This window comes from Gemella haemolysans, from assembly GCF_028308085.1.
Taxonomy (GTDB): Bacteria; Bacillota; Bacilli; order Staphylococcales; family Gemellaceae; genus Gemella; species Gemella haemolysans_D.
Genome location: NZ_JAQMFS010000071.1, coordinates 16,757 through 36,221, shown reverse-complemented (window position 1 = coordinate 36,221; position 19,465 = coordinate 16,757). Strand labels below are relative to the sequence as shown.

At 36.5% G+C, this 19,465-nt stretch carries 3 protein-coding genes; all 3 read left to right on the top strand.

Annotation, left to right across the window (positions count from 1 at the left end):
• The first annotated feature begins 28 nt into the window (after positions 1–28).
• Positions 29–382 carry an SIALI-17 repeat-containing surface protein gene (locus tag PNO30_RS06070; protein ID WP_271987539.1) on the top strand — a complete coding sequence of 118 codons (354 nt, stop codon included), beginning with the start codon at positions 29–31 and terminating at the stop codon, positions 380–382.
• Between the two features lie 249 nt (positions 383–631).
• Positions 632–3,772 (top strand): SIALI-17 repeat-containing surface protein, encoded by a 3,141-nt coding sequence (locus PNO30_RS06065; RefSeq protein ID WP_271987538.1) that lies wholly within the window; start codon positions 632–634, stop codon positions 3,770–3,772.
• Between the two features lie 637 nt (positions 3,773–4,409).
• Positions 4,410–19,199: a mucin-binding protein gene (locus PNO30_RS06060; RefSeq protein ID WP_271987537.1), complete on the top strand. Its 14,790-nt coding sequence runs from the start codon at positions 4,410–4,412 to the stop codon at positions 19,197–19,199.
• The last annotated feature ends 266 nt before the right edge of the window (positions 19,200–19,465 follow it).

Below are 19,465 nucleotides of genomic sequence, written 5' to 3'. Positions count from 1 at the left end.
TGTAACTACTATTGTTTACCAATATGTAATGCAACTTTCTGCTCCGTCTGTCGATAAACCAGAATATGAAGGAGGAGCAACCCCGTTAGACCCACCTACAGTAGATATTCCTGAATACGAAGGGGGAGTAGTTCCGTTAGATCCACCGATTGTGGAAAAACCAGAACTTAAGATTCCTGAAGAACCAACCCCAGCGCCTAAACCAGAGCCGATGCCTGTACCAAAACCAACGCCGGAAGTACCGGTTAAACCTGCAGTAACTGCACAGGTGAAGCGTTTAGCGAATACAGGTAGCGAAACATCTAATGCAGCGGTATTAGGATTCGGTGCTCTAATCGCAGGTATAGCTTTAGCTGTAAGAAAACGTCAAAATGAAAAATAATAAGTTTAAAAGATGATTAATTTCATTATGTAAATCACAGGGCGCTCTTGGATGGAAATCCAGGGGTGTTTTGTGTTTATAGATAGTGTGAAGTAATGTTGCCGAATATTTGATAAAAATTATTTAATGTGTTAAAATTGAAAACGTATTACATAGATATTTAGAAAACATCTAGATGCTAATTTAGTGATTTCTTGTAATTAGAAAGATGTAATAAAGAAACGTAATAAAATAACAAAGGGGAAAATTATGTTTAATAATATTAAAAAAGAGAAATTTTCGCTAAGAAAGTATAAAAATGGTAGAACTGATTCAAAATTAATTGGAGCGATAACAATTCTAGGTATAGCGATGTTAGCTGGAGGTGGAACTGCATCTGCCAATGTAAGTTCTGGCGCACAGAATGAAACAACGCTTGTAAGTAAATTTGAAAAAGTTTCATCAAGTGCAAAAACGACTTTTACAGATGATCAAAATCCTGCGAAAAAAGTAACTGTTGATGCGGTGGCTGATATACGATATAATCGACCTACTAAAGCGAATCAAAACACAGGGGATGCGGATGGTACAGATTCTGTAAAATTCAAATCTAATGCAATAGTTAATTATCTGTTAGAAGATGATAATTCAAAACTTAAAGATTCGAAAAAAGTAGCTGGTGAAGAAGGAACTGTATCGACTCCTTATGATAAAAAAGGAATTGCTTACGATACCGATGGGAAAGATTATCGTGAATCAACTGTAGAAAAAACAGGGTCAGCTATCGACGAAGATACAGGAAAAGAAGCGGTAATTCAAGCTAATAATAAAGAATACAAATGGATTCGTTCAGAAGTAGTAGATGAAAACAAAGCAACTTATGAAAAAACTACATTCAATGATATAAAAGCTCAGGTATCTCCGGAGGGAATGCACAATAATCTAGGAGAAATCAACTACGGAAAAATTACAGGAAAAGTATATTTAGTTGAAGAAACTTCAAATGGACATTATGGGAAATTTGTAGAAGCTAGTGGGGTATCTAGTGATGAAGATGCAGTTGCGAAGTGGAAAAATGGTCAAGCAACAGCTAAAGATTTCACGAAAGAAAATGTGACTCTTAAAGAAGGTGATACAGTTCTTGTTATGGATCGTGATACATATGCTCATGGAAGTGGTACGAGAACTGTTAATAAAGTAGAGTATAGACGAGAAAAAATTCCTGCGAAACCTTCATATAATTATACTGAAGGTTTTAATAGAACAGAAGGGATTCCAGGGAAGCCGACTTATGCCTTTTGGATGCAACCAAAAACAGGGGAATTTCAAACTATTGGGGATGACTATATATTTGGTACAGCTGATGATGGAAAAGTGAATTTTAAAGATGAGAATATCTTATATTATAATAATATTTATAAAAATTTACCTCCAGGAATAACAGGATCAAATAAATATAATTTCAAAAATGAATCTTTACAAGAAATTTTAGAAGAGATGCATGCTCAAATAAATGGAATATTAGATTACTTTGATCGTAATGTGAACAATGAAGCGGATAGAAAAAGGGTTTTAGCAAGAAGAGAAGAGTTGAAGCAAAATATTGCTAAGACCATTGAAATGATTAAGCAAAATCAAATCAAAGTTGCAGTTGAAGATGAAAGAGGATTAATGTTCTCTCAAGGAAATCAAGAAATTTTGAAAAAATTGAGAGATCAGATTGAGGGAGCTCAAAGTGTATTAAGTGATTTAGAAATCACATTAGGAACGTCGAAAGAAACTTTAAAAGAGTATAAGCAATTAAAAGATGTAGAGTTAACGACAAAAGAAGTTCTAAAATACTCTGAAAAATATGGTTTTGCATCAGGTGTGATTAAGTCTTACCATAAAGATAAAGAAGAAGAACATTACAGCGATTGGGAAAAAGTTAATCCTGAGATTGAAACAAGGGAAGATTCTGTATATGCGAATAAAGGTGCTGTGACAATCTCTGATGATTTAAGTAATATTAATGTTGTTAATGATAATTCAACTACAAATGAGACTGAATTTACTAAGAGGGATATAACAACTAAAGAAGAAACGAATTACAAAGTTAAAGAGATTATTACTCCGATTCGTGCTTATAAAGTTATGGGAGAGGGAGAAGCAGTTGTAAATCATTATTATAGATTATCTACAAAACTATCTGATTCACCGGTGAAAATTGAAAATACAAAAGTAGGATCTGTTAATGTAAACTATGAATCTGAATCAGGAGCAATCTTAAAAGAATCAGAAGCAGTTATATCGGATGTTCCTTATGAAAAAGTAAAAATGTATGATATTCTTTCAGGTGCTACAAAAGTAGGTGAGGAGAAAGTTACAGAAAAATTAGAACCAGCATACGATACAACTGAGAAGCGATATAAAACAATCATAGGTGATAAAACAGGATTTACTTATGAATATGTAGGGATAAAAGAAGGTTCAGCTCCTGAAGAAGGGATAATTAGTAAAGAGCAGACACAGGTAACTTATATTTATCGTTTAGTGAGCAAAGAAGATCCTAATCCAACTGAAAAAGAAACGAAAGGTTCTGTAGTAGTTAGGTATGTTGATGCTGAAGGAAATGAAATAAAACCAGAAGAAACTTTAGTGAAAGATGCAGTTTTAAGAACAACATACACATATACTACAAAATCAGGTGATAAAGTAGTATCGACAAGAGAAGTGGTTAAGGAGTTTTCTGTACAAGACTATAATGCAAAAGAAAAATTAGTTGAGAAAATAACGGCTGCAGATGGTAAAACATATAAATACCACGGAGTTTATTCAGTTTCTGCTAAATTCAATAATGTAACTGCAGAAACAGGTAAAGTTGTAGAAGGAACGACGACAGTAGTCTATCAATATGATTACGATATTCCTGTAAAACCAACTTGGCAAGTACCGTCTGATGCACCGATAAATGAAGTGCCAGAATTTGAAGGAGGGGTATCACCGGTAGATCCACCAGTATTGGAGGTGCCTGAGTATAACGGAGGTGTTTCGTCACCAGAGCCACCCGTGTTAGAAGTACCAGAATTTGAAGGAGGGGTACCATCAACTCAACCTCCGGTATTGGAAATACCAGAATATAAAGGAGGAGTCCCTTCAGAAAAACCAACTATATTAGAGGTGCCTGAGTATAGAGGTTCGGCGCTGGTGAATACTGTTGAACCTATACCAAATCCTAAGGAACAACTTCAGAATCTACCAACTGTAGAGAAACTTGAAGAAAAGATTTTAACTCTTAGCACTGTAAATAGAAAAAAATCTGAACGATTACCTAATACTGGAACTACTTCCTCAGATGTTGCAACATTAGGATTTATGTCGATGTTAGCTGCATTAGTTATGAGTGTAAGAAAGCGTCAAAAAGAAAAATAAGTTTAAACAATATTGAGTAGTTTAAAAACATGAAAATAACTCAAAAATCAAATTTCAAAAGATGTTGGTTTTTGGGTTGTTTTTTTTTTTTTGTTTCGAATAAAGGATAACAATTGGTATATGAATTACTTGTTTAATAAATTAATGAATATTTTCTAATGACATAAATGTCAAATTGTATTTTTTTTTTTTTATCGTAAGAAACCTTATAAGAACAAGGTTTCACCCAGTTTTCTTTTTGGGGTTTACGTAAATTTTTTTGCTGGTAAATTTGTAGAAATTTTAAAAAGTATAAGTATTATTTTATTTTTAGTATTTTAAAATTATTTGTTATTTTTAGAATATTGAAAAACGGTAAAATAATTGATAAATAGGCGGTTTTAAGATATAATAATAGCATGAAATAACATTGACGAATTCTTGATTTTGTAACATTTTTGTAACATAAGAAAGTTTTGAAAATAATTTCGTTTATATGTAAAAATATTTACCGAAAATCGAACATGTTATTTAAATATTGGAATCGTAAATTTGCGAAAAAAAATGTGGTAATTTAAAGCAAGTTTAAGGTTGATTTTGTAATATGGTATGATACAGTCATTATGATTTTATTTATTTTATAAAAAAGGAGAAAACAATGTTCAGTAAAAATAATTTAAAAATGAACAGTACGAAGCAATCTGAAAAGATTAACCAGTATGGGATTAAAAAATTCAACGCTGGTACTGCATCTGTATTGATCGCTTCTGGTTTCTTATTCCTTGGTGGTGCAGCTCAAGCAGCAGATACTACTAAGCAAGAAACTTCTGTAGAAACTACTGCTAACGACAAAACTACCGAAAAAGTAGAGGCGCCGAAAGCAGAAGTTGCTGAGAAATCAGCTGAAAGCACAGTTGTTAAAACTAGTGCTGTTAAAACAAAACTACAAGAGAAAATTAATCAACTAAACGATTTATTCGTAACTCTTGCAGGAAAAGAGCTGTCAGAAACTCAACAAAAATTAACTGTTGATGCTGCGACAGAACTAAACAAGGCTAAAGACCTTGTTGCTAATGAAAATGCAACTCAAGCACAAGTAGATGTGCAAACAGTAGCATTAGAAAACTCAATCAGCTTCCTTAACAAATCTCTAGAAGCTAAAAAAGTCGAGGACGCTAAAGAAGAAACTAAAGCTGAAGACAAAAAAGCCGAAGATAAAGGTAAAAAAGAAGCTAAATCAGAAGAAAAATCTGATAAAAAAGAAACTAAATCAGCAAAAGAAGATTTAGAAAAAACTATCTCAGAAGCAAAAGTTATTAACCAAACTGCGACTGCATTTGCTGAAAAATCAGTAAAAGAAGAACCTAAAAAAGCTGAAATCAAAGCAGCGGTAGCAACAGCAGAAAAACAAATAGCTAAAGCTCTAGACGTATTCAACTCTGATTCATCAACTAAGAGCGATTCAGAAAGAGAACGTAAAGAACTAGAGAGAGCTATCGAAGCAGTATACGCAACAATGCAACGTGCAGGGCACCGTGGTAAGTTAGAAGGGTTATTAGCTGGAGAAACTACTACTAATACAGCAATAGTTCCACCAACGACAAAAACACCTGTAAAAAATATTAATGAATTAACAGATGAAGAAGTAGCAGCGGTTAAACGTGAAATCATGAATGCTAACCCAAGCATTACGGATCCTTCTATGATTGATGTAGTAAAAAAAGGAAATGGAACTGCAGGTGGAGCAACTGTTACTTTAAATGGTGTTAGAACTGATATTGCTTCTGGAGATACTGTTGTTGGTACTGCAGGTACTAAAAACTTAGAGCAACTTAAGAACAACATTAACTGGTTTGACTTTGCAGCAGCATCGATCACATATCCTAACGGTACTGTAGTAGGACCTGCAAGAAAGTTAGCGCAACCAATAACTAGAACTGTAACTTATCCAAATGGAGATGTAGTAACTGGTAAAATTACAATGGTTCGTGATGTGACATACGCAGACGGCTCAAAAGGACTAACAACTGATGATAAATTCTTAAATTCAGGAACTGCAAAATATGTAGAACATCTATATTACACAGGTGGAGCTCAAAACGACCACGAACTTTACGAAGCTTTACAAGAAGGTATGAAATTCAACGTTAAAACTAAAGTTGAAGGATATGCTTTAACAGCAACTGTTATTAAATTGGGTTCAAAAGATGTGAAATCTGATCCTAATAAAACAGCTGCAGGACCAGTGAATGCTGTACGTGATTATGGAGATTGGGGATCTGAGAAACAATTATCAAAAGCACAAGCTGAGGATAAACAATTTAAACAAAATGCAATAAATAATAAAACAACATTTGCTAATAACCCAGCTGTTTCAGTAAATGGTGTGGCATTAACACTACCAGAATATCCAACAGAAACATTTGCTAATACAGATGCTTATTATGCGAAAGCAGCAGCTTATCATAAAGCTGTTCAAGACTACAACAAAGCTATTGATAGTCAAGGTTTAACAGCGACAAAACTTGCTGAAACTGGGTTCTCTTATGTTAATGTGAATGGTAAGGCTGTACCATCAGGATCAGCTAATCTTTATAAAAAAATTGGAGATCAAAGACATGCGGATGTCTTAATTACATCTCAAGATACTCAATGGTCATACTTAAGAAAAGCAGGACTCCCAACAACAAATCCAGATGGAAGTGAAATGCTTACTGCATTCACATCGTCTCGTGATGAATCTAACGTTGGTGTAACATTTGCTCTTTCTGCGACATATAATGGTCGTATTGTAGATGTTAACGTAATTGCGGCTGATGCTGAAGAAGCAGGGCGTACAGAAATTGTTCAATTTGAAACGGATGGAACGAAATGGGAACAATTCATGGCATTAAATCTTCAAAAAGATATAGATGATAAAACAGCTCAAGGAGTTTATCCAAGTAAAGAAAGTGATGTTAATGCTGACGGACGTCTTGCGCAAGCGGGATATAATCCAAAAGATTGGGTTAACTTAGACGAAAAAGGGAAACCTATTGCATACGGAACTAATACATTTGGAGCAAACTATACATCAATGGGTTCTAAAAACTCATTACCAATCGCTCTTTCTCAAAACGTTAAGACATTATCAATGTACTTGAACTCTGCAGGAGCACAAGCAGGAACAATCGGATTCATGATTTATGATGGAGGAGATGCTCCGCAATCTTACGGATCAGCTCAACACATTATCGGGGATTTCAATAAAGAAGTTGTAAAAAATGGAGTTAAAACTCAGGTAACGGCTACTCAGCCATACTTAGGTAATGTTAAAGGAGACCCAGACTTCCGTTCAACAAAAACTGACCCTTCAGGTGGATGGGTACTTGATGACTTAATCACATCAGAAAAATATAAAGAGACACCATTAGAATCAGGAAAAACAGTTGTAACAACAGATAAGGGTGTAACAGGTACATACTTATTATTACCGAATGGTAATGCCGTAATTGAAAAAGAGGATCACACACGTGTACTTTTAAATCAAGGTGATGTTATTGAGATGGCGAACCCAGTATCTAAGCTTCCGATTCGTGGAGTTTATAACCACACAACAGGTGCTCTAGGTGAAGGTACTCTAGGAGATGAAGGAGAAAGCCAACTTCTTGATCCAGCGGTAGCAACTGAGTACAAATTACGTCAAGCCCAAGGTAATGAATATGTCCTTGAAGGTGTTCGTGCTAACCTAGGTGTTAATAATGATAAAGCTTATATCCGTGGATGGGTAGACTTCAACAACAACGGTAAATTTGATCTTAATGAATCTTCAGAAATCGTAGAAGTTAACCAAAATGGAACTTACAATATTAAATTCAAAAACACGCCACAATTACTAGATACTTCAGCAGATAGCTTAGGAGTACGTTTACGTATTTCATTAACAAAAGATGAGATTCTAGAACCAACAGGTGTGGCATCATCAGGGGAAGTAGAGGATTTCCAAACACATGTAGTTCACATGCCACGTGGTACTAGACATGAGACAAAAGATTATCAAGGTCGAGAACAAACAGTTACACTACCAACTAATGCGATGTTCATAGCTAATGGTAAAAATAAAGATTCTAAATTTACGAAATGGGCGCAAATTGAAAATGAGAATTTATCACCGAAAATAGTTCTAACTGATAAGCAAGTCGCGTCAGAAGAAGCTATTGCTGATAAGTCTGGATTACCTGCGAATTATCGTGTAGACTCTACAGGCAAGGTTCATGTAGAACGAAATGGTGCCACTGTATATTCAGGAGAATATGTAACAGTAAAAGATAAAAATAATAAAGTTTTGGGTAAAGGACTTAAAGTTACAAACCCATTAACTGGGAAAACAGAATATTTATTAAGTGAGTACACAGAATATGATACTGCAGGAAATGAAGTAGGTACATATAAAGTTAATCCTGCTAATGAAGGTAAAAATACTTCTGTAGGAAATGGATTATATGAAACTACATTAACATTTAAACCTAACAAATCTTATGTTGGAACAGCAAAAGGTATTGCTGTACGTGCATGGGATGATAATAATAATTCAACTGGATGGGAAGCTAATAATGATACAATTGAGGCTTCTAAAACATCTACTACATTAGCAGAAAAAGATAAGGTTCTTGAAAATACAAACAATGGAAATAATGGTTATAAAACAATGGATACTAGTTATATTCCAACTGTTATTGATGTGAGACCAATAGGTGAAGATACTACAACTACTGATGTTCAAGGTAAAAAACAAAGTGCTAGACCTCAAATCCCAGTATATGGAACAGTGGAAACTGAAACAGGAGATAAGATTACAGATTCTAGGTATGCTGATGAATTCGAAATCATAGATAAGAATAAGAGTATAAAATTAGCGGATACTTTAGAAAGTAATAAATCTTCATACGATAAAGATACTGAAGTAAGTAAGGCTACTACATTAACACTTGCTGATGGGAAGGTAGTGACATATACTCCTGATAAAGATAAATTACCAGCGCGTGCGAAAATTGCTGAAGATGCAGATGTGGTAGTAACAGGTACAGGTTCTGTTGTAGTAAATAATGTTCGACTTGTTACTGGAAAAACTATCCCAGCGGGAGCTAGTCCAGTTGATCCTCATCCTGTTACAGCAGACACGGTTGTTACTCTAGCTAACGGTACAGAGACTACTATTTCTGCCGGAGGAAGAATTCCAGCAGGAGCTAAACTTAAAAATCCACTAGTATCGACAGCTAATAATACTTGGAATAATGTTACTTATAATACAGGTGATACTATTCCACGTGAAAGTGGAGGAAAAATTTCTACTTTGGCTAAAGAAACATCTATTAGTCAAATTGTAGGAAAAGGAGATGTTGTAAAAGTTGACGGTAAATATCGTGCAACTAACACGATTCCAGCGGGTACTAAAGTCAAGAGAATATTACCGTTAAATCAAGTTATATTACCAAGCGCAACACATCTTGATCCTACAACAGGAGCAATAACAGAGGTTCCACGTAGTTATGACCTGGCAAACACTAACGATTCTAAAGTAACAATCACAGGTGAAGGGGTATACGAACTTGTGAAAGATGCAAGTGGAAAACCAACAGGTGAAGTTACATTTACACCAGAACCTGGATTTGTAGGAAGAGGAACAGGTGTAGATTTAGTACAACCAGATATAGACTATAATGATGTTGTAGCAAATGATAAAGTTACAGAAAAATACGGTACTGATTACGGTAGAGCAAAATACACACCAATAGTAACACCAGTTACAGAAGCATCAATTACACGTACAATTCACTATGTGTATGAGAGTGATAATGATGCAACAGCTACTAGTCAAGCTTCTTATAAAAATAATGATCCAATTTTATCAATCAATAATGAACCAGTAACACGATCTCAAACTCTAAACTATACTCGTACATACAAAATGTTTGATGAAGATGGTGTATTAGACCAACCGATGGTAACTGCGAATACAGTTAGAGATGTGAATGGTACAGAATACACAGCAGGAACTGAAATACCTAAAGGTACTAAATTCTCTCAAGGAACATTGATTATTTCTGATTGGAAACATGGAGAAAATAACGAAGAGATGAATAGTATAGTTTCTCCTACTGTAAAAGGTTATACAGCGAATGTTGTAACTTTAGAATACAATGCTCCAAATGCAACAGGAGAAATGGCTCATATTAAAGATGCTAAGGAAATTGGTACTTATAAACCGATTGATAGAAATACAAAAGATGTCGGAACGTATAAACCAGCTTCTTCAGCAATAAGATCAGATGACAAAGACAACTTCGATATGTATGTTGTTTATAAAGCTGATACTCAAAAAGCTAAAGTAACTTACATCGACTTAGATGCAACAGGTGATGCTCGTATTCTTGAAGTTCAAACAGCAGCAACTGCTCCTGCTACGGGTGCGAATGCGAAAACAACTTACGGGGTTACAACGCTTCAAGGTAAATCTCATACGAAGATTCCTTACCTAACAGCTGACACAATCAAGAAATATGAAGACCTTGGTTATGAATTAGTAACTGATGACTATACAAATAATACTCAAGGTACAGCTATTGAAGGTGGACGTAAGTTCGATGACGATAAAGATGTAGACCAAGCGTTCAATGTTTACCTACGTCATAAAAAAGTTCTTCGTCAAATTAAAGATACTCAAGAAGTAACACGTACAATCGAATACAAATATGCAAGTACAGATGATGTACCGGCAGATAAACGTGGAACAACGGCTGCGCCAACAGTGACTGAAACACTTCACTTTGAACGTGACCGTACAATTGACTACACATTAGCAGCGAAAGAATATCCAACAGAATACGCAACTTACAAAGCGGTGTTAGATAAGAGCGGATATGATTCTCCTGAAGAATACAAAGCTCGTACAGTTTACTACGATCACATTACAAACAAAGCGATAGCTGCAGATGCAACAGCTGCTCAAAAAGCAATCGTTACATTTGGACCATGGACTCCGGTAGGTGGAACAGCTACTGGTGTAACGTTAACACCTGCAGAAGTAGCAAAAGATGATAAATTCAACCTTGTTAACTCTCCAGAAGTGGCTGGATACACTCCAGATAACGCTACTGTAGAAGCGACTGCAGCAATCGATGCAGAAGCAGATGACTACAAGATCACAGTACTTTATACTCCAGTTGCTCAAAAAGCTGTAGTTAAATTCGTAGAAGTAGATCCTACTAATACAGATAAAGTAATTACTCCAGGTCTTGCGGATCCAATCGCAGTAACTGGTAAATCAGAAGCAGCTTACCCAGCTACAACAGCAACTTCAGTAACTGATAAGATTGCTGAGCTAGTTAAGAAAGGATATGAACTTGTAAATAACGGATTTGTATCAACTGATAAGTTCGATAAAGATGCAGACCGTGATCAAGAATATGTTGTGAAATTCAAAGCTAAAGTAGTTGATATTCCATCATTTGATCCAACAAAACCGAAGAGTGATGATAATCCAAAACCAACTCCAGGTGTAACGCCAATCGATCCAAATAATCCAGATGGACCAAAATGGACTGAAGCATTAATCAACGCTGTAAAAGTACAAGAAGAAGTAACACGTACAATTAAGTATGTATACGAAGATGGTACTCCAGTAGCAGAATCTGACTTAACAAGTGTAGCTGACAAGAAAGTTAAAACACTTAAATTCACTCGTCCTGGTAAGATTAATGTAGCGACAGGAGAAATTACATACGGAGACTGGTCAGCGAACCAAACATTCGAAGCAGTAACATCTCCAGTATTAGAGAAATACACAGCGGCAGTTGCAGGTGTAACGCCAACAACAGCTAATGTACCAGAGAAAACTGTAGCAGCTACAGACAAAGACTTCGAAGAAGTAGTAGTTTACAAAACTAAACTAATTACTGTTGATCCAAAAGCTCCAGGTTATAAAGAACCTAAGAAAGATGAGCCAATTAATCCAAATGATCCAAATGGACCAAAATGGACTGACGAATTACTTGCGAAACTTAAAAATACTGAAGAAGTAACACGTACAATTTCGTACACTTACTCAACAGAAGCAAGTGAATTAAACCAAGCTGAAAAAGATGCAAATAAAGCTGGAACTAATGTAGCTGATGCATTCACTACGAAAGTTAACTATACTCGTGTAGCTAAAGTAAATCCAGTAACAGGAGAAATCACATACGGAGAATGGGAAGCTAAAAATAACGATACTACATTAGAAGGAAAAACAGAACTTCCAAAAGTAGCAGGTTATGTAGCGACAGGAGATGTAGATTCATCTAAGAAAGATGTAACATCAGTTAAAGCTGAAGATAAAGATATTACGGAAAAAGTAGTGTACAAAGCTTTAGGTAAATACGTACCAGTAGTACCAGAAGGATTTACACCACCAACAATTCAAAATCCACAATATCCAAATCACCCAACAGATCCTACAAAACCAGGAACACCAACAACAACGATTCCATACGTACCAGGAACTACACCAGTAGGACCAGATGGACAACCGTTGAAACAAAAAGATCCTAATGATAAGACTAAAGGATATGAGCCACCAGCTCCAACTACACCAACAGGAGACACAACAATCGTTTATACGAAAGATGGTTCTCAAGTGGTAGTAACTAAATTTGTAGATACAACTGGTAAAGGATTAGAACCTTCAGTAGTAGATACAGGAGATACAGGTAAAGCCTTCACTAAAGATGCTGATGTAACTGCAGCAATCAACAAAATTTTAGCTCGTGGATATGAAAGAGTAGCCAACGTAAATGCAGGTGAAAAAGACTATCCATCAACAGATGCTGAAAAAGTATTCGACGCAGATGCATCAACAAACCAAGAATATACAGTAACATTCAAACCGATTATTAAAGATATACCAACTGATCCGACTACACCTGGATATGTAAAACCAGAACCAGGGCAACCAGTAGTTCCAGGTGATAATAATGGACCGAAATGGCCAGAATCAGTTAAAGATCTGAAAACTACTGAATCTGTAACGCGTACTATCAAGTATATTTATGACGATGGAACTCCAGTACCAGACGGCAAACTTGGAACAGAAGTAGCAGGTAAGAAAGTTAAAACACTTGAATTCACAAGAACAGCTAAAGTTAACCTTGTGACAGGTGAAATTGAGTATGGAGCATGGACTCCTAAGACAACTGACGGATTTGAAGCTGTAACAACTCCTACAATTGACGGATATACATCAGCGTTAGTAAGTAATCCAACAGTAAGTGACGTACCAGCGAAAACTGTAACGGCAGATGCTGCTGATTATGAAGAAGTTGTAGTTTATAAAATAAAACAAATTACAATTGATCCAAATGATCCAAACTTCGATCCAAACAAACCAGTAGATCCAAGTAATCCTAATGGGCCAAAATACAAAGATCTAAAACTAGCTGAAGAAGTAAAACGTACAATTACGTATACTTATGCAGATGATGTAGCAGATACTACTAAACGTGGAACTGATGCAGAACCTAAACATGAAACTACAGTAAGCTTTACACGTACAGCAACAGTTAATGCTGTAACAAAAGAGATTACTTATAGTGAATGGACAGCTAAAGATAACGATACAACTCTTGAAGGTAAAGCAGTAGTACCAGTTAAAACTGGATATGTAGCTACAGGAGATGTTGAGTCATCTAAGAAAGATGTAACGGGTGTTAACGCAACGGATAAAGATATTGTTGAAAAAGTTATCTATAAAGATTTAGGTAAATTTGTACCAGTTGTTCCAGAAGGATTCACTCCTCCGACAATTGAAAACCCACAATATCCAAATAACCCGGATGATCCAACAAAACCAGGAACACCAACAACGACAATTCCTTATGTACCAGGAACAACACCAGTAGGACCAAATGGAAAACCATTAACTCCGAAAGATCCTAAAGATCCAACTAAAGGATACAACCCACCAACACCAACGAACCCAACTGAAGATACTACAATCGTTTATACGAAAGATGGTTCTCAAGTGGCAGTTACACACTTCATCGAGGTAAATAGTGAAACTGATAAGACTGAAAAAGGTGGAGTAGCTCAATCAATCGTTGATACAGGAGATGCAGGAAAAGCATTCACGAAAGGTGCAGAAGTAACAGCGACAATAAACGCATTGAAAGCTAAAGGTTATACAGTTGTTGAAAACAACTATCCAACAGATGGTAAATTCGACGCAGACTCTAAGACTAACCAAGAATACAAAGTTCTTGTAGCGGTTAAACCTGTAACTGTAAATCCAAACGATCCAACTCCAACTAAAGATCAACCAATCGATCCAAATAATCCAACAGGACCAAAATGGACTCCAGAGTTAATCAAAGAGTTAGAAGATGGACGTAAAGAAGAAGTTAAACGTACAATCAACTATGTATATGCAGATGGTAAGAAAGCTGCTGATTCAGTAGAAGAAACTAAAGAGTTCAAACGTTCAGCAACAATCAATCCAGTAACTGGTAAGATTACATTCGGAGACTGGTCACCAGCGCAAACATTTGAAGCTGTAACTTCACCAGAAATTAAGAACTACACTCCAAATAAAGCGACTGTACCAGCATCAGAAGTAACAGCAACTGCTGAAGATATCAATGAAACAGTGGTTTATACTACAAAACCAGTAACATTAGACCCATCTAAACCAACGGATCCAAATACACCGAATGTTACTCCAAAACCTGATGACAAAGTACCAAATGATCCAAAAGGACGTACTTACAAAGAATTAGGATTAATTGAAGAAGTAACACACACAGTTCACTACAAACTAGCTGACGGATCAGATGCAGGTATCCCTGATAATGTACAAACATTAACATTCACTCGTACAGCTGACTTAGATCCAGTAACAGGAGCAATCTCTAACTTTGGAGAATGGAAAGCTAAAGACGATGATACAACAATCGACGCTGTAACAACTCCAAACAAACCAGGATATGTAGCTTCTGCGAAAGTTTCTACAGCTCGTGAAAATGTTAAAGCTACTGACAAAGATAGTGAAGAAACAATTATCTACCGTAAACTTGGTTCATATGTACCAGTAATTCCTGAAGGAGTAACACCTCCAGCGAACACTGACTTAACACCAAAACCATATGAAAATCCAACTAACGAAGATCCTACAAAACCAGGAACGCCTGCTGAAACTCCAGTAGTACCATACATCCCTGGAACAACACCAGTAGGACCAAACGGTAAACCATTAACTCCGAAAGATCCAAACGATCCAACTAAAGGATATGAAGTACCGAAAGTACCAGAAGATCCAACTCAAAACACTACAATTACGTATGTTAAAGATGGTTCTCAAGTAGCTCTAGTTCACTTCATTAAAGCTGATGGAACAGCAGTTCACGTATCAGTTGCGGAAGCGGGAGATACAGGTAAAGCAATTAAGACAACAAATGTTGATAATGTTAAAGCTGAATTAGAAGCTAAAGGTTACGAAGTTGTTGCACCAACTGATCCAGCTTATACAGCAGAACGTGTAGCATTCTACGCTGATGCAAACCGTACATACGATGATAAAGACGATAAAGGTGATAGTGGAGTTAGCCAAGTTTACTACGTAATCGTTAAAGAAGGAATTTCTCCAATCGATCCAGATAAACCGCTAGATCCAAACAATCCAAACACAACTCCAAAACCAGGAGATAAAGTACCTGGAGATCCAAAACAACGTACTTACGAACAACTTGGATTACTAGATGAAGTAAATCGTACAATCAACTACAGATACGCTAATACTGACAAAGTAGAAGAAGCTAAACGTGGTCAAGAAGCTGCAGCTACTGTAGAACAAAAACTTCGTTACTCTCGTAAAGGTGATCTAAACAAAGTAACAGGTGAAATCACTTATACTTCTGATTGGACAAAACCACAAACATTAGCTGAAGTAGTATCTCCAGTAATCGAAGGATATGTTGCAGATATTAAAGCAGCTGAAAAAGTAGAGAACGTTGCTCACGATGCAGCTGACTCAGTAGTAAACGTAGTTTACTCACCACTTGGAAAATATGTACCAAAAGTACCAGAAGGATTTGAAGAGCCAAAACTTGACAAGCCTCAATATCCAAATGATCCGAAAGATCCAACAAAACCAGGAACACCAACAAAACCGATTCCTCATGTTCCAGGAACAACTCCAAAAGATCCAAAAGGAAACCCACTGAAACCAGTGGATCCAAATGATCCAAGTAAAGGGTATGTTCCACCAACACCTGAAAACCCAACAGAAGATACTGAAATCACTTATGAAAAAGATACTCAAAAAGCGAAAGTAACTTATGTTGTAGAAGGAACAGGAACAGTACTTCACACAGATAACCTAGAAGGTAAATCTGGAGAACCAATCGAGTATAGTACAGTAACTAAACTTGCTGAACTTAAAGCTCTAGGATATGACCTAGTAACTGACGGATTCACAACAGCTACAGATAAGAAATACGATAAAGATACGAAAGTAGATCAAAGTTTCGTAGTAACTGTTAAACCACACGTTGAGCCAGTTAAACCAGTAGATCCAGAAAATCCAAATGATCCAAACAGACCAAAACCAGGACAACCAATTGATCCTAACAACCCAACTGGACCAAAATGGACAGAAGATCTAATTAAGAAAATTGATACAACTCGTCATGTGAACCGTACAATCACATACGTTAACGAAAAAGGTGAGGAAGTATCTAAGAAAGTAACAGACAAAGTTACATTCACTCGTGAAGCTAAGATTAACTCAGTAACAGGTGAAATTACTTACGGTAACTGGACTGCTAAAGATGGAGATACAACATTCGATAAAGTAGAATCACCAGTAGTTAAAGGATACATCCTGAAAGATGCTAAACAAAAAGAAGTAGCAGCTACAGAAAACTTAACTGCAGACTCTAAAGATGAAAACATCGAAGTAGTTTACGTACCAGTAGGAACATGGACTCCGAAAGTACCAGAAGGCGAAACACCAATCGATCCAATTCCATATCCAAATGATCCAAAAGATCCAGGTAAAGTTGTAGATCCAAATGATCCAACAAATCCAAACGATCCAAACAAACCAAGTGTACCAGTGATTCCACATATCCCAGGAACAACCCCAAAAGATCCAGATGGAAACCCACTGAAACCAGTTGATCCAACAGATCCATCTAAAGGATATGTACCACCGACACCTAAGACTCCAACAGAAAATACTGTAATTGAGTATGTAAAAGATAAACAAAAAGCAGTAACTAAATTCGTAGATCTAAGTGGAAACCCAATTCCAGGTGTTAATAACATTGAAGAAGAAGGTAAGTCTGGAGAGCCATTAACAAAAGCAACAGAAGTAGCTACAGAAATTGCTAAGTTAATTGCTAAAGGATATGATCTAGTAAGTAACAACTATGGTAAAGATAACAACGGAAACTTCGATAAAGATTCTAGTAAAGATCAAGAATACACTGTTGTATTAACTCAACACTCTGAGCCACTTAAACCAGTAGATCCAGAAAATCCAAATGATCCAAACAGACCAAAACCAGGACAACCAATCGATCCTAACAACCCTAATGGACCAAAATGGACAGAAGATTTAATTAAACAAATCGATACAACTCGTCACGTTAATCGTACAATCAAGTATGTTAACGAAAAAGGTGAGGAAGTAGCTAAGAAAGTAACAGATAAAGTTACATTCACTCGTGAAGGTAAGATCAACTCTGTAACAGGAGTAATCACTTACGGTGATTGGACTGCTAAAGGTGGAGATACAACATTCGATAAAGTAGAATCACCAGTAGTTAAAGGATACATTCTGAAAGATGCTAAACAAAAAGAAGTAGCAGCAACAACAGGATTAACTGCAGACTCTAAAGATGAAAATATCGAAGTTGTGTACACTAAACTAGGTTCATGGGTACCGAAAGTACCAGAAGGAGTAACTCCAATTAAACCAACTCCATATCCAAACGATCCAAAAGATCCAACTAAACCGGGTAGCGATAAACCAATCGTTCCTTACGTACCAGGAACTACACCAGTGGTACCAAAAGATCCAACTAAACCAATTAGTCCGGATAACCCACTAGTTCCATTAACACCAGTTGATCCAAAAGATCCATCTAAAGGATATGAAGTGCCACCAGTACCAACAAATCCAGGTACAGATACACCAATTTACTACGTAACTGATAAGCAAAAAGCTATCACTAACTTCGTAACTGAAAGTGGTAAAGTAGTATCTACTCCAGTAGTAGATGAAGGTGATTCAGGAGCTAACTTCACTAAGTCTAAAGTTGATGAAGTAACTAAGACTATTGAAAAACTTGAAAAAGCTGGATACAGAGTAGTTAAGAACGAATTCCCATCTAAAGATACAGACAGAGTATTTGATAAAGATAAATCTGTAGATCAAATCTTCAATGTAACAGTAGCTGAAAGAATTATTCCAGTTACACCAGGTAAACCAGTAGATCCAAATGATCCAAACTTGCCGAAGAACCCAGATGGAACTCCAGTAACACCATCTACACCAGAACCAGGTAAACCAGTATTCCCTAACGATCCAAACAGCCCAGTATGGCCAAGTACTGTGAAAGATCTTGTAACTGAGAAATCAGCTACACGTACTATCAAGTATGTAGATCGTAACGGAAAAGAAGTTTCTGAAACTCGTACAGAAACAATCAAATTCACTCGTGAAGCTAAGGTTAACTTAGTAACAGGAGAAATCACATATGGAGAATGGACAACAGATCGTAACGATGACATCTTCAATGGATATCCAGTACCAGTTGTTAAAGGATACATCGCTAAAGCTGGTGATCTAGAATCATCAACTAAAGATGTTAAAGTAACACCTGATACAATCAAAGATATCAACGAAACAGTTGTTTACGATAAGTTAGGATCATGGGTACCAAACATCCCAGGAACACCAACAAATCCAATTCCATATCCAAACGATCCGAAAGATCCAACAAAACCAGGAAGTGATAAACCACACGTACCTTACGTACCAGGATTCACTCCGGTAGATCCAAACGGAAACCCACTGAAACCAGTTGATCCAAATGATCCAACTAAAGGATACGAAGTACCAAACGTACCGAACGATCCAACTAAGGATACACCAATCAACTACGTTCCAGTACCACAACCAAACCCAACGCCAGCACCAACACCAGCTCCGACTCCAGCGCCAACGCCTAAACCAGAGCCTAAGCCGGAACCAAAACCACAACCAACACCTGTAACTCCAGAAGCACCAGCGACGCCGAAAGCACCAGCTCAAGTTAAACGCTTAGCTAACACTGGTACAACTGAAACTAATACAGGACTAGCTGGATTAGGAATGGCAATCTTCGGTGGACTACTTGCAGCAGTAAAACGTCGCAAAAATAAAGAAGATTAAAAATAGCTAAGAACCTTCTTAGTTAGAATAAGACCCACTTTCGATACATTTCGAAGGTGGGTTTTGTTTTTAGCTTTGAATAGAATGGCCGAAACAGATATTTTTGTTTTTAGGCTTGACTGAAACAGCTGGGGAGATTTAGTCGTAGTAGCTGAATAAATGCACATGGGTTAGTAGGTTGCTTTATGGAATTTGGTGCGAGACTTCATTTTCGGAAGAAAATGAAGTTATATATTATTAGAAAATGCATAATTAATGGAGTATAA

Bases quoted from the DNA above. Each gene is read 5' to 3' on its own strand.
- PNO30_RS06070 (WP_271987539.1), top strand. From the start codon at position 29: ATGCAACTTTCTGCTCCGTCTGTCGATAAACCAGAATATGAAGGAGGA.
- PNO30_RS06065 (WP_271987538.1), top strand. From the start codon at position 632: ATGTTTAATAATATTAAAAAAGAGAAATTTTCGCTAAGAAAGTATAAA.
- PNO30_RS06060 (WP_271987537.1), top strand. From the start codon at position 4,410: ATGTTCAGTAAAAATAATTTAAAAATGAACAGTACGAAGCAATCTGAA.